We start from the raw sequence: 12,849 nt of genomic DNA, 5'->3' as shown, positions 1-12,849 counted from the left end.
TCACATTCTCATTGGAGCGATCACAATGAAACGCGCGATTCCGCTGCTAGCAGCGATCTTGATTCTTTCAGCCGGCCCACTGTACGCCCTCTATCAAGTGAAGGACGGCGGGGACTGGCCCAAAGATTGGCCTCAGGAATTAGAACCGCTCCGCAAACAGGCGCGGACCTTCGAAGGCCCAATGTTTCCGCAGGTGAATTACGCGATCCCTTTCACAACGCGCGAGGAATTCGAAGCAGCGTGGCCACACATCCTGAAGGTCAAAACCGAAGGGGCACCGATTGTGCTGCGGCGCGGTCCCAGTTTTTGGTTGGACGGCAAAGGCGACGCCGGAGTTTGTATTCATACGCTGCAAGCCCATGGAGCCCCTAAGGACAAAGTGGATGCCGCACTGGAGGAAGCGAAAAAGCGCGGGGCAAAATCGTGGATCAACACGACTTACATCGAACTGATAGTCGACGGTAAAATCGTCGACCTGAATCGCATTCCGCTACCGGCGGAGACGTTGATTGTTGATGAGCGGTTTGGGGAGGGGAAAACGAAGTGATTTAACATTAAGTCAACAAGAAATCATGCTGAAGCCAATCAAAAACATTTTCCGTCAATTGATAAAACGAAGACATCGCAAGATCTATCGCGATGAGTGTGTACTGTCTCGGTTTATCGCGCGTGATATCCGCCGGGATGTAATGATTCTCTCTGCTCATGACATTGATGACGGTTTTATTACAGCGAGAATTCGTACAACCAACGTCATGTATGTGTCACGCGGCGCGGTTCCGTCACTTGCGTTTGGGCCACTACAACGGATTGCGATCGATCAGTTGTGGGTCTGGAGCGGCCAACCTTGGGGAGGGCTCTCTGACGGGACGTCGATTGCGGACAAAATCTGATTCGGAGAATCTCGCGAAGGACGTAGGACCGGTTTTACCGGCCGCTTGTTGCTTGGTAGAGTTTAAGTAAAGTGTGTCCGCATTCGTCCGGTACTGCCGGAACTATTGGATTGACGGAATTGGATATCCCATGGGAATTCTCAGCGACTTCTTCATTGCTGATCCAACGCGCGCTCCAAACTACGCTGGCGGCGATGCGTTCGACGCGGCGGACCAGTGCCAGTTGAAATCGATCACTCCATTGCAAGCTGCGCAGTTTCTGGCAGTTTTACGCGGGCGCGAATACGACGTCGATTTGCTCGGTGAGTTTCAACTTATCACGCCCGAAGATGCGGAAGAGTGGACGACGACCGTTCCACAAGACATGCTGGAAGGCCTAGCGCGGATCGGGGATGTCGAGATCACCGATATTGCGGCTCAGTTTGCACAAGCAACCGCAGAAGAACTCGGTTGGTCGCCCGACGATTTTGCCCCCATCGTTGCCGATTTATCCACACTCGCACGCCGCGCAGCCGAGACGGGCAAGGAAATGTATCTGTGGAACAGCCTTTGAACTGAACTACGTGCCTTTAATCAGTTCATAAGCCGCCAGCGCCGCCTTCCTCGCCTCACCATGATTCACAATTGGCTGCGGATAATTCTTACCCAACTCAACGCCCGCCTCAGCCAGCACGTCGGCGGGGGCTTCCCATGGGTTATGGATCCACTTTTTCGGTAGCGAATTTAATTCCGGCACCCATTGCCGTACGTAGTTGCCGGCGGGATCGAATTTCTCTCCCTGGCGGACGGGGTTGAAGATGCGGAAGTAGGGGGCGGCGTCGGCGCCGCTGCCGGCGGTCCATTGCCAGCCCATGGTGTTGTTGGCCAGATCGGCGTCGACCAGTGTGTCCCAGAACCAGCGCGCACCTTGCCGCCAATCGATGAGCAGATCTTTGGTCAGAAATGAGGCGACGATCATGCGGACGCGATTGTGCATCCAGCCGGTTGTCCACAGTTCGCGCATGCCGGCATCGACAATCGGGTAACCGGTTTGCCCCCGCTGCCACTTCCGCAGTGCTGTTGCGTTGTGCTGCCAGGGAAAGTTTTCAAACTGGGGCCGCAAGGGTTGGTCGGGTGTTTCCGGGAAATTGACGAGCACGTGATACGCGAATTCCCGCCAGCCGAGTTCCCGCAAGTAGGCCTGGGAGCCGTCACCGCTTTGCGTTTGCAGGGTGTACCAAATCTTGTGCGGGCTGATTTCGCCAAAGTGCAGGTGCGGCGACATGCGCGAGGTGCCGTAATCATCGGGCTGATCGCGCCCCGTTTCATAGTCAGCAACGGCTTGTTTTAGGAAACGTTTTAGTTTTTTATTCGCTCCCTGCTCACCGGGTTGCCAGCGCTGGGAAAACTGGTCGGCCCAATCCAATGGGGGAGCCAGTCCGAGCGAATCGATCGACTCCGATGCGGGCCAGTCTTGCGGAGTGGGTATTTTGCGGGGTGCGGAGGTCGGCTCGCGCGGTGGATCAAGATTCAGGCAGGCTTTCCAAAACGGGGTGAACACCCGGTAGGGATTTCCCTGTTTCGTCCGCACGGCGTCCGGTTCAAACAGCAGCCGTCCGCTGTAGGAAACGGCCTCCACTCCCCGCTCGGTGAACGACGTTTCCAGTCGCTGATCACTTTCCAGAAGTGCCGGTCCGTAGCCGCGAGTCCAATAGAGGGCATCGGCGGTGGTTTCTTCGATGAGCTTATCAATTTCTTCGTAGACGTCACCGGAACGGATGATCAACCGCGAACCGCGTCGCTGCAAATCCGCAGCGAGACTCCGCAACGAGCGGTCAAGCCACCACCGCGCCGCTGCCCCGGGCGCCCAATTGCCCGCTTCATCGGGGGACCACACGAAGACCGGGACGATCGGCTGACTGCGCTGGATTGCTGCCAACAGCGCGGGGTGATCATCAATCCGCAGATCATTGCGAAACCGCACGATTGTGGCAGTCATGGTGGGTCACGTGTTGAAGAACTAAGTATTGCAGAGCTACGTTACAGACACGTGGCACATGCGGACAAGACCGTTACTTCAAATGCTTGCGGCGATAGTCGATCATGTGTTGCAAGGTTGGCTTGGCGATCCCGTCGGGGCCGATCAGCCCGGAATGCGGGAAGGTGTGCGGCGTGGCGTCGGAGAATTGCGCCCAATAGACCGCAGCGACGGCTGGTTTAGCGATCAACAGCGGCAATAGCATGTCGAACCACTGAGCTTGGGCGGTGGGACTCCACGGTAGTTTCCAAGCGGAGCGGTCGACCTCCAGATCACTGTCTGCCAGCGGATCAGGCTGGTCGCTGGTGGGAAAGGCCAACGTGATGTGCAGGGGGATTCCCAATGCGCACCAACGGTCGATCATCGAGGAGAAATCGAGCAGGTCGCGCGACGGCGTCCCGCGGGGACGATAACCAATGGCGATTTCCAGATTGAGTGCGGACAGTCCCAGTCCGGCCCGCACGAGGGCATCGGCAAAATGTAACGGGGAGAGCCGGTGTTGCCCGCGGGCCTGATATTCTCCCCAGGGCTGGTCGATGCGAATCACGAATCGCGCTTCTTCATCGATGTGCCGCGCGACTTCTAATGTCTTGGCGACGAGGGTCAAGCGCTGTTCTTCGTTGAGCACCAGCGCGCCGCCGCTGTTGGCGCAGGCGGCCAATTCCCAAATGCGAATTTTACCGATGTACCGTGAAACGGCAGTTTCCACAAAGTCGCAGACAAAACTTTGCAGGTTCCAAAAATCCTGTTCCCATTCCCACAGCCATTTTGGTAATCCGCGCGGGGAGAGATCAATTAACGGTCCGCCCCGCATGACCAATCGGTTTTCCATACACCAGTCGACTTGAGCGTCGAATGCGGTCCAGTCGGCCTGCCCTTCGATCGGCTCGACCAACTGCCATTCGATGGGTACGGCGGCCGAATTGAAAGCGGAACAGAATAACTCCTGCTCCGGCGGTTCGGGGATTTGGTTGTCCAATCGACAGCCCAGCGATGTCGGCAGTTGGTCGTATTGTTGATGTCGCGATTCCAAGAACTGTTGCGAGTAGGCGCGGGCCAACAATTCAGCGGCGTGACAGGCGTGGTAAATCGCTCGATTGGCAGATTCGGTTGCCTTGGCGACATCGTCCTGGCAACTGGCAGCGTGTCCAAATTCGCGGTGGGCCTGCGCATAGCGCTGATGATACTCAGGCGGCAAGGTCAAATCGGCCTGAGTCAGTTCCGCACGCAGGTTGCGCACCTGGACGATTTTGCCGCGGGCCAATTCGACGGCCAAGACATAAGGGGCTTCGCGTTCGGGAAGCATGGCGGTCGCCAGCATGGGACGGCCGAAGTCCTGGACCGGCCAAGCAACGTGCATCCGGCTGCTTTCGGAGTTTTGTCGTCGACATACAATGGTCTGTCCGTCGAATTCGACGCGGGTGGGCCAAACGCTGCGATCCAGGCCACTGGAATAGGCGCGAAATACCTCGGGCCAATCGCTGAGCGATTCGCATTGAGGCACAACGAATCGCATGACACCCATTACGTTTTCTCCCCTCCGCCGGCCGCGCGCGACGTGCCGCAACCTCCGCCTGCCATTGTTGCCCCTGCCGCGGGACGCGTCAACGGGGAAGAGGCGATTTGTACAGGGTTGGACGAACCAATCCAACGGACCCCCAAGGCCACCCATTGCCTCTGCTGACGACTCTAGGGTTGATGCTCAAATTTTCAATTGACTCATACGAACCGACACGATTTTCCGTGGATCTTCTTAGGGTTTGTAGAAATCTTAACAGGGTTGGCAGAGAACCAGTTGACCGTCCGTAATTATCGCTTTACCGTTGGATGAAAGCTGAATACGCAGGCAAATTGGCAGAATCGAGTCGCTCAACATGGATTCTCCACATCCAATCGAGACGGTTTTGGGATGGTTCTCGAATTTAACGTTCGTGCTCCTGTTGGCGTTTGTTGTTTTGTTGGTCGCAGCAATCATTTATGCCACAATTTCCGAAAAGTTACGTTGGTACCTATTAGAGCGGAAATGGATTCGTCGCCGCAAAGAAATTCATAAACGCCGCAAAAGGAAACGGTAAGCCCGCAAAGCGATCGTCGAACTTCCGAGTGACACCCGGCAAGGACCGAACCTCACCGCAACAACTTCTTAAACTGGCCCCACGTCTTGGTGTTCGCCACGTCTTTCTTCTCCAGCCCCGCGCGACGGGCTTGGTAGATGCCGTACTGCAGCACGTCGAAGCCGGTTGTCGCGTGGGCGTCGGTGCTGATTACGATGGGAATGCCCAGGTCCTTTGCCGCTGCGGCGGCGACGTCGTCGAGATCCAATCGGCTGGGATGCGCATTGATCTCCATCATCACACCGTGGTCGGCGGCCGCTTTGAGGATCTCCTGCATGTTCATCTCCGCTCCCGGTCGCTTGCCGATCAGACGTCCGGTCGGGTGCCCAATGATAGAGACATGCGGGTTTTTGATCGCTGTGAGCAGCCGTTTGTGAATTTGGTCCTGTGGCTGTTTCAAACCATAATGCAGCACAGCGATCACCCAATCCGCTTCGGCCAACACGTCATCGGGCAAATCGAGTGTTGCATCCTCAAGGATATCACATTCGATGCCTTTGAGAATTTCAATTCCAGAAGTCTCAGCATTGACCTTGTCGATCTCTTTCCAATGCGCGCGCAACCGCTTGGCGTCCAAGCCTTGGGCCATGGTGACTCGCTTCGAGTGATCGGTAATGGCGATGTATTTCAGCTTGCGCTTTTTTGCGGCCGCCGCCATGTCGGCGATCGACGCCGTGCCGTCGGTGGCGGTGGTGTGCATGTGCAAATCACCGCGAATGTCTTCTATTTCGATCAGCGTTGGCAGTGCATTGTTCTCTGCCCATTCGAATTCCCGTCGGTCCTCGCGCAGTTCCGGCGGGATCCACGGCAGGTCGACGGCGGCGTAGACCTCTTCTTCGGTCTGTCCCGCAACAGCGTCTTCGTCGCGAAACACGCCGTATTCATTGATCTTCAGCCCTCGCTCCTGGGCACGGCGGCGGACGACGATGTTATGCGCTTTGGAGCCGGTGAAGTATTGGAGAGCGGCGCCGTACGATTCTGCGGGCACGACCCGCAGGTCCATTTCCAAACCGGATCGCAGTCGGACGCGCTGTTTGGTTTCGCCGCGGGCTAAAACTTTTTCCACCAACTCGTGGTCTGCCAACGCATCCATCGGTTCGGTGGAGTCGTCGGCTGTGATCAACATGTCTAAATCACCGACGGTTTCTCGTCTCCGCCGCAAACTGCCGGCTGCGGCGATTTGTTGAACCGAGGGTAACTGCGATAGCGATTCGAAGATGGCGTCGGCTTGGATTTTTGCATCGGCTAAAAAGACTCGTCCGGCGGATTGTTGTGCGTGTGCTAATCCTTCCAGGATCGATTCTTCGGTCTTCTTGCCAAACCCTTTCAGCGCGCGGATTTGTTCTTGCTCAGCAGCTTGCTTCAAATCCTCCAGCGTGGTGATGGAGAGTTCATGGAACAAAATGGCTGCTTTCTTGGGACCCATGCCGGGCAACCGCAGCATTTCCACGACTCCCGGGGGAATCTTATCCCGCATCTCATCGAGTTGAGGCAAGGTGCCGGTTTCGACCAACGTCGTGATTTTTTCCGCGAGATCCTTTCCGATCCCGGGCAGCTCACTGGGGGAGCGGTCTGCGTCCTCGACAATCGCCGTCATGGACTCCGGGAGGTCGGCGATCATTCGCGATGCATTGCGATAAGCCCGCAAGCGAAAGGCATTGGCGCCGTCGATTTCTAACAGATCGGCCAGATCATCAAACGCGCGAGCGATTTCAGAGTTTTGCATGAGAGTGGATCGTGGTGTTGTGGAAAGAGTTGGTATTTAAAACAGGTTCGATATTTTGCGACTTCGCAGAGTACACAACAAGGCTACGGGTCGCTGGGGCCGATTTGACGTGAGGGGATTTGTGACCTAGGTTTTTAATGGCGAATGCCGTTTTTGTTGACTGAAGGATTGACTTTCGAGATGTCAGTGCAATCATTCTCAGTAGACGGCGGAAAGCTGTAGCTGTTGCGGCAACGATGTCAGTCCCTCAGTGGACACAGCGGCCCGCCGTAGTTTTTTTGAAAATTTGGAATCGGATGATATCTGCATTCGGTTCGTTGCCACATCTTTTGTGATGGAGAAGTCATCTCTGTCTCACATGCTTTGGCCAGACGGCTTCAGTCGTTTGGGTTTGAAGCGACATGTTGTAAATCATTTCCAAATCGTTGTTTCTGACGAATCGTCCCAGGCTGGGTAAACTTGTGGCGTGTTGAACCAGGAAGCAGTTCGACGCCTGCAAATGTCTGTATATGTTGACTATGGCACCCTGTCGTGCCATGGAGGATTGTTTTTTGCGCCTGTGAAAATTGGTGATGCCTTAATTCCTGCTTTCGGTTAATGTTCCGCCCCTATCTTACAGAGTGGGGAGAGCAAAGCCACAGTTCTGTTCTGGATTGTGGCGCGACCGCTAAAGCATCGGAGGGAACACGATGGCCGTAACTTCCCAACGCACCAAAATCGAAAAACGATCACGGACTGCTCCGTGGTTGGATCATTATCCCGAGGGCGTTCCAGCCTCGTTGGAGTATCCGCAGATCCCTGCTTGGGGCTTTTTAGAGCGGACCGCTGCTGATTACGGCGATCGCGTCGCCTGCCACTACTACAACCAACGCATGACGTATGCGGAGCTCTTTGCCGCGGCGCGGCAGATGGCTCATGTGCTCGTCAAATCGGGGATCAAGCCGGGTGATCGCGTGGGCGTGTTGTTGCCCAACACCCCGGAAATGCTGGTCGCCTTAAACGGCATTTGGATGGCCGGCGGCGTTGTGGTCGCCGTTAGCCCTCTGATGGTTGCGGGCGAAGTCACTGCTTTGCTGAAGACGACACAGTGCAAAACCGTTATCGGTTTGGACATGTTGTTGCCATTATTGTTCGACGGCGAGTACCAGCCCGAATCCGTGTTGCTGACGACAATCGCCGATCGTTTGCCGTTGTTGCAAAAATGGGGATACAAGGCGGCTCGGATCGTACGCTTGGGGATCCGTAGCAAAGCGCGGGACAAGCGTTGCCGGGATTTGGCAAAAGAACTCGCACAGGGCAACCCGATCTTCCAGCCGATCCAACAGCATTCACTCGATGATCCCGCATTTATACTTCCCACCGGCGGGACCACAGCCGCTCCGAAGGCGGTCGTGCTCAGCCATCGCAATCTGGTCGCCAATGCTTGGCAATTGCACCACTGGGGCGGTGCGACAATGGCCGAAGAAACGGTCTTGGCGGTCGTACCATTCTTCCATAGCTACGGTTTAACAACCTGCGCCATGACCGGAACGGCGATGGCGGCCACTTTGGTTTTACAACATCGATTTGTCCCCCGACGGGTCTTACGGGCGATCGAAACCGCGCGGCCCTCGGTCTTCCACGCCGTGCCTGCCATGCTGTGTCAGTTGAACAAATTGATGCGCGATGGCAAGGGAGATTATACGTCGATCAACTATTGCATGTCGGGAGGGGCTCCGCTGCCAACCAGCGTGGCTGAGGAATTCACCGAGCATACCGGTGCGATTGTTGTGGAAGGTTACGGTCTGTCCGAGGCGAGTCCCGTAACACATGCCGGTCCGTTGGACGGGTCAGCTCGGGCCGGAACAATTGGTATGCCGTTGCCGGATACCGAAGTACGAATTGTCGACGCCGATACGGGATTTCGGCCGGTTGCCCCGGGCGAAGTGGGTGAGATCACGGTCCGCGCCCCGCAAGTCATGGTTGGTTATTGGAACAATCCCGAGGCAACCAGCAGCGCGATTCGCGACGGCTGGTTGTACACGGGTGACTTGGCAGTCTGCGACGACCAAGGCTTCTTTCGCATCGTGGACCGCAAAAAAGATTTAATCATTACATCCGGATTTAATGTTTATCCCTCGGATGTGGAACGAGTGATCAAACAGTTTTCAGGGATTCAAGACGCGGCGGTGGTCGGTGTTTCCGATCCCGACCGAGGTGAAGTCGTCAAAGCGATCTTGGTTTTAGAACGCGGCGTGCAGTTTGACCGCAAAGAATTCTTGAATCAATGCAAAATACACCTAGCGAAACACAAGCAGCCAAGGATGATCGAAATCGCCGAAGGAGATTTACCTCGCAATTTTTTAGGCAAGGTACTGCGTAAAGATTTGCGTACCTGACAAACGTGACGTAAAGAATAACGGCGATGTTGACAAAAGGAATCATGGTCACGGATGGACTTGCTTCAGAAACGCAACAAATGAATCACAATATAAACGAGGAACGATCATGCGGGATCTGACGGCAAAACGAGTGTTGATCACCGGCGCCGGACACGGCGTAGGTCGTGAACTGGCGCTGCAATTCGCCTTGCAAGGGGCGACGATCATCGTCACCGATCTAGATTTAGTGCGTGTCGAGTCGACCGTTGAATTTTTAACCAACGCCGGCCATAAGGCAGTCGGTTTTCGCATGGATGTCTCCGACCCGGCTTCTGTGAAGGCGGTCCGCAATCAAGTGCGGGAAAGCGTCGGCAGCATCGACATTCTCGTTAATAATGCGGGCGTTGTCTTCGGCGGCGCTTTTATGGATGTCCCCATCGAAAAACATCTGGCGACCTATCGTGTGAATACCATGGGTCCGGCGATTGTGACACACGCCTTCTTGCCGGATCTTGTGGAAAACGACGAAGGGCACTGCGTGAACATCGCCAGCGCCGCAGCTATGATCGCCTTGCCCAATGCAGCAACATATGCGTCCAGTAAATGGGCCGTGCTCGGTTTTTCCGAGTCGTTACGCGAGGAATTGCGGCTCAATGGACATGAACACGTTGGAGTCACTGCCGTCTGCCCCAGTTATGTCGGAACGGGTATGTTTGCCGGCGTGTGCACGCCGCGGTTTACTCCGATGCTGACGCCCAAAAAACTGGCAAACCAAATCATCAATTCTGTTCGCAAGAATAAAGAGCAGCTCCTGACTCCGTGGCTAGTGAAGTTGATTCCATTTGGACGAGGGACGATGCATCGTTCACTCTTTCGGTGGTTATGCAACTGGCTGCGGGTTACGACCAGCATGATTACTTGGAACAGCAAACCCCCTCAGCCGAAGGTCGAAGTGCCGGCGGCTCGTGTACCTACGTTACCCCCCCAAAAGCGGACTCGGAAGACAGCTGCGATGGCGGTCGACGAGAGCTACCCCTAATTCTCAATTCTCTACAAATCAAGTTTGCGGACACTACGACCATCTCAGCGAAGAAGGAGCGAAGCTCTGAGACGAATCGTCGGTTTTTACTTGGAGCGATATCATGACTCTACAGCATTCTTCGCCGATTGGACGGTCTCAACCCCGCCGGCTTCGTATCTTTATGTTGCTTTCGACAATCTGCATCGTCGGTGTGGTTGTCAATACACACTGGGGCAGCCAACGCCCTGCGGCCGATCCGCACGACTTCCGCAAGGCCAGTCGTCGCGCCTCGACGGTGACTCCCGTCGCCTCGGCTTTCAATAACGAGATTCTCCAGGTCGCAGCGACCGAACCAACCGAGCCGACATCGGCCACACAACCGTTGGACGTCGACGTCCAAAAAGACCCGCAACAACTCGCGCTGCAGACTGCGTTGAATTTGCTGGAAAATGGACGTGAACGGCTCAAAAGTATCAATCACTACACTGCGACGTTCATCAAACAAGAACGCGTGGGAGATGAATTGACCGAAGGCGATGTGACGGAAATCAAGGTCCGTCATGAACCGTTCAGTGTCTATATGAAATGGGTCGAAACAGATGCTGGGCAGGAAATGCTCTACGCCGACGGCGTCAATGACGGGAATATCTTGCTCAAGCAAGTCGGCTGGAAATCACGGCTGCTCCCGGTCATCAGCTTGGATCCGCATTGCGTGCTGGCCATGAGCCAGTCGCGTTACCCGGTGACTCAAATGGGCCTGTTGCGTTTGGTGGAGACCCTCATCACTGATCGTCAGAATGATTTGGAGAAGAACACCGACCTGAAGTGCCAGTTGTTCGACGACGAAGTCTGCCACGAACGTCCCTGCTACCGATTTATCCTGGAATATGGCAGCCCGCAGGTCTCGGCGACTTATCGAAAATCAGATTTGTTTATCGATAAAGAGCTCTCCGTTCCGATCCAAATCGCCAACTTTACTTGGCCCGAATCAGACTGGGGTGCGGATTGGGGCTGCGAGGAAATGGATGACGAAACATTGATCGAATACTATGGTTACTGCGACTTGGCACTCGGCACTCCACTGAGCGACCTTGATTTTGATCGCTCAAATGAAGAATATGGGTTCCAGAACGATTGAGACCGTCGCTGAGCCTGCTCGCACTGAACCGACGCGTCGCAACGACGGATGCTGGCGCCTCAGAGCGCCGGCCACTTTAGGATAGCCATGATGGCAGGGAGGGACCGATGGCCACAGCCGTCATTGTCGATGGGATTCGCACGCCGTTTGTAAAAGCGGGAGGACCGCTGACCGATGTCGACGCGCCCGAATTGGGGCGGATGGTCGTCCGCGAATTGCTCGACCGCAATAACTTCGACCCGCTAGCCGTCGACGAACTGATCGCCGGCAACGTGGCGTCACCCGCGGATTCGGCCAACGTCGCACGTGTGATCGCGCTGCGGTGCGGCATGTCACAGGCCAGTATCGCGCACACCGTTAATCGGAATTGTGCCAGCGGCATGGAAAGCGTGACCGAAGCTGTTGCAAAAATCGAAGCGGGCGAAGCTGGCTGCATCGTTGCTCTGGGGGTCGATTCCATGAGCAACATCCCCGTCTTTTGGAAAAAACGATTTGCTGAGAAGCTATTCTCCGTCGTTAAAGGCCGCAGTCCACTACAGAAGTTGGGAGCCATCACCCGGTTTCGCCCCTCCGATTTTCAACCGCAGATCGGCATTGAAATGGGCCTTAAGGATCCGTACTCCGGTTTGATGATGGGAGACACGGCCGAGAAACTGGCCCGTGAATATGACATCAGCCGCGAAGAACAGGATGCCTTCGCCCTCCGCAGCCACCAACGCGCGGTCGAAGCCTGGAAAGAGGACCGGCTCAGCAATCAAACCATGACCGCCTATGCCGGCAAAAAAGCGAACCCGATCGAACAGGATATCGGACCACGCGATAACCAAAGCCTTACAGCACTTAGCAAGTTGAAACCTTATTTCGATCGCCGTTGGGGGACCGTCACCGTCGGCAATTCTTGCCAAGTCACCGATGGCGGGGTTGCTTTGTTGATCATGGAAGAAGAGACCGCCAAGATTCACGGACTGCAACCGCTGGGGAGAATCCGCGGCTCGGCCTACGCCGGTTGCGATCCCGCACGCATGGGACTCGGCCCGGTCTATGCCAGCGCCAAAGCGTTAAAATCCAGTGGCATGAAACTCAGCGAGATGGAATTGGTCGAAATCAACGAGGCCTTTGCCGCACAGGTGTTGGCCTGCCTGAAAGGTTTTGAAAATCCACCCCAGGATTGTGCCGCCTATGAGGATCGCACGTTGCTGGGGCCGCTGGATCAAGAGAAATTAAACGTCAACGGCGGCGCCATCGCCTTAGGACATCCAGTCGGGGCCACCGGGGCGCGATTGGTCTTAACAGCACTGCGAGAATTGGAACGGCGGAACCAGCGCGTCGGATTGGCAACATTATGCGTCGGCGGCGGACAAGGCGCAGCTGTGATCGTCGAACGCATCGCTGCTTGAGCGTTTTTGCGAGGTGGTCAGGGTTTGAATATGCCACAGATTGAACACAGATGAAACTCAGAAAAAAGATATCTATAGCACAACCTTGGTTCCCAAACCTTGCATAGAGACTAGGTCAGATCTGTGTTTTATCCGTGTTTCATCTGTGGCTAAAAGTTCTTAAAAAACAGCAGAACGGAATTG

At 55.4% G+C, this 12,849-nt stretch carries 11 protein-coding genes; 8 read left to right on the top strand and 3 right to left on the bottom strand.

The genetic code is table 11. The annotated features are described in order from the left end of the window. Positions 1-25: 25 nt before the first annotated feature. The 3 genes from Mal52_RS26260 (at position 26) to Mal52_RS26250 (ending at position 1,446) form a co-directional block, all read left to right on the top strand. Positions 26-547: a hypothetical protein gene (locus tag Mal52_RS26260; RefSeq protein ID WP_145379607.1), complete on the top strand. Its 522-nt coding sequence runs from the start codon at positions 26-28 to the stop codon at positions 545-547. Continuing rightward, the gene (locus tag Mal52_RS26255) at positions 516-893 is read left to right on the top strand and encodes a hypothetical protein (protein WP_145379605.1); all 378 of its coding nucleotides are present in this window, start codon (positions 516-518) and stop codon (positions 891-893) included. The genes Mal52_RS26260 and Mal52_RS26255 overlap by 32 nt, the downstream gene beginning before the upstream one ends. Positions 894-1,023: 130 nt before the next feature. After that, the gene (locus Mal52_RS26250) at positions 1,024-1,446 is read left to right on the top strand and encodes a hypothetical protein (protein WP_145379603.1); all 423 of its coding nucleotides are present in this window, start codon (positions 1,024-1,026) and stop codon (positions 1,444-1,446) included. Positions 1,447-1,452: 6 nt separating this feature from the next. Here the strand turns inward: Mal52_RS26250 and Mal52_RS26245 are convergent, their stop codons facing one another. Continuing rightward, positions 1,453-2,871, bottom strand: a complete 1,419-nt coding sequence (locus Mal52_RS26245; protein ID WP_145379601.1) for a cryptochrome/photolyase family protein — start codon at positions 2,869-2,871, stop codon at positions 1,453-1,455. A 73-nt stretch (positions 2,872-2,944) separates the two neighbouring features. Continuing rightward, positions 2,945-4,435 carry an endo-1,4-beta-xylanase gene (locus Mal52_RS26240; protein ID WP_197534475.1) on the bottom strand — a complete coding sequence of 497 codons (1,491 nt, stop codon included), beginning with the start codon at positions 4,433-4,435 and terminating at the stop codon, positions 2,945-2,947. 349 nt (positions 4,436-4,784) lie between these two features. On the opposite strand from Mal52_RS26240, the gene Mal52_RS26235 reads away from it, so the two are divergent. Next, positions 4,785-4,985 carry a hypothetical protein gene (locus tag Mal52_RS26235; RefSeq protein ID WP_145379597.1) on the top strand — a complete coding sequence of 67 codons (201 nt, stop codon included), beginning with the start codon at positions 4,785-4,787 and terminating at the stop codon, positions 4,983-4,985. Positions 4,986-5,037: 52 nt separating this feature from the next. Here the strand turns inward: Mal52_RS26235 and polX are convergent, their stop codons facing one another. Further along, positions 5,038-6,750 (bottom strand): DNA polymerase/3'-5' exonuclease PolX, encoded by a 1,713-nt coding sequence (polX, locus tag Mal52_RS26230; RefSeq protein ID WP_145379595.1) that lies wholly within the window; start codon positions 6,748-6,750, stop codon positions 5,038-5,040. Positions 6,751-7,439: 689 nt separating this feature from the next. Between polX and Mal52_RS26225 the strand changes: the two genes are divergently transcribed. From Mal52_RS26225 to Mal52_RS26210, 4 genes are all read left to right on the top strand, one after another. After that, positions 7,440-9,128, top strand: a complete 1,689-nt coding sequence (locus Mal52_RS26225) for a long-chain-fatty-acid--CoA ligase (protein ID WP_145379594.1) — start codon at positions 7,440-7,442, stop codon at positions 9,126-9,128. A gap of 109 nt (positions 9,129-9,237) precedes the next feature. Beyond that, positions 9,238-10,149 carry an SDR family oxidoreductase gene (locus tag Mal52_RS26220; protein WP_145379592.1) on the top strand — a complete coding sequence of 304 codons (912 nt, stop codon included), beginning with the start codon at positions 9,238-9,240 and terminating at the stop codon, positions 10,147-10,149. Positions 10,150-10,252: 103 nt separating this feature from the next. Then, positions 10,253-11,269 (top strand): DUF1571 domain-containing protein, encoded by a 1,017-nt coding sequence (locus Mal52_RS26215; RefSeq protein ID WP_145379590.1) that lies wholly within the window; start codon positions 10,253-10,255, stop codon positions 11,267-11,269. Between the two features lie 107 nt (positions 11,270-11,376). Beyond that, on the top strand, positions 11,377-12,666 hold the full coding sequence (locus Mal52_RS26210) for a thiolase family protein (RefSeq protein WP_145379588.1): 1,290 nt from the start codon (positions 11,377-11,379) through the stop codon (positions 12,664-12,666). The last annotated feature ends 183 nt before the right edge of the window (positions 12,667-12,849 follow it).

The organism is Symmachiella dynata, from assembly GCF_007747995.1.
Classification (GTDB): Bacteria; Planctomycetota; Planctomycetia; order Planctomycetales; family Planctomycetaceae; genus Symmachiella; species Symmachiella dynata.
Note: the sequence above shows the minus strand (reverse complement) of the source record. Positions and strands in the feature narration are given on the sequence as shown.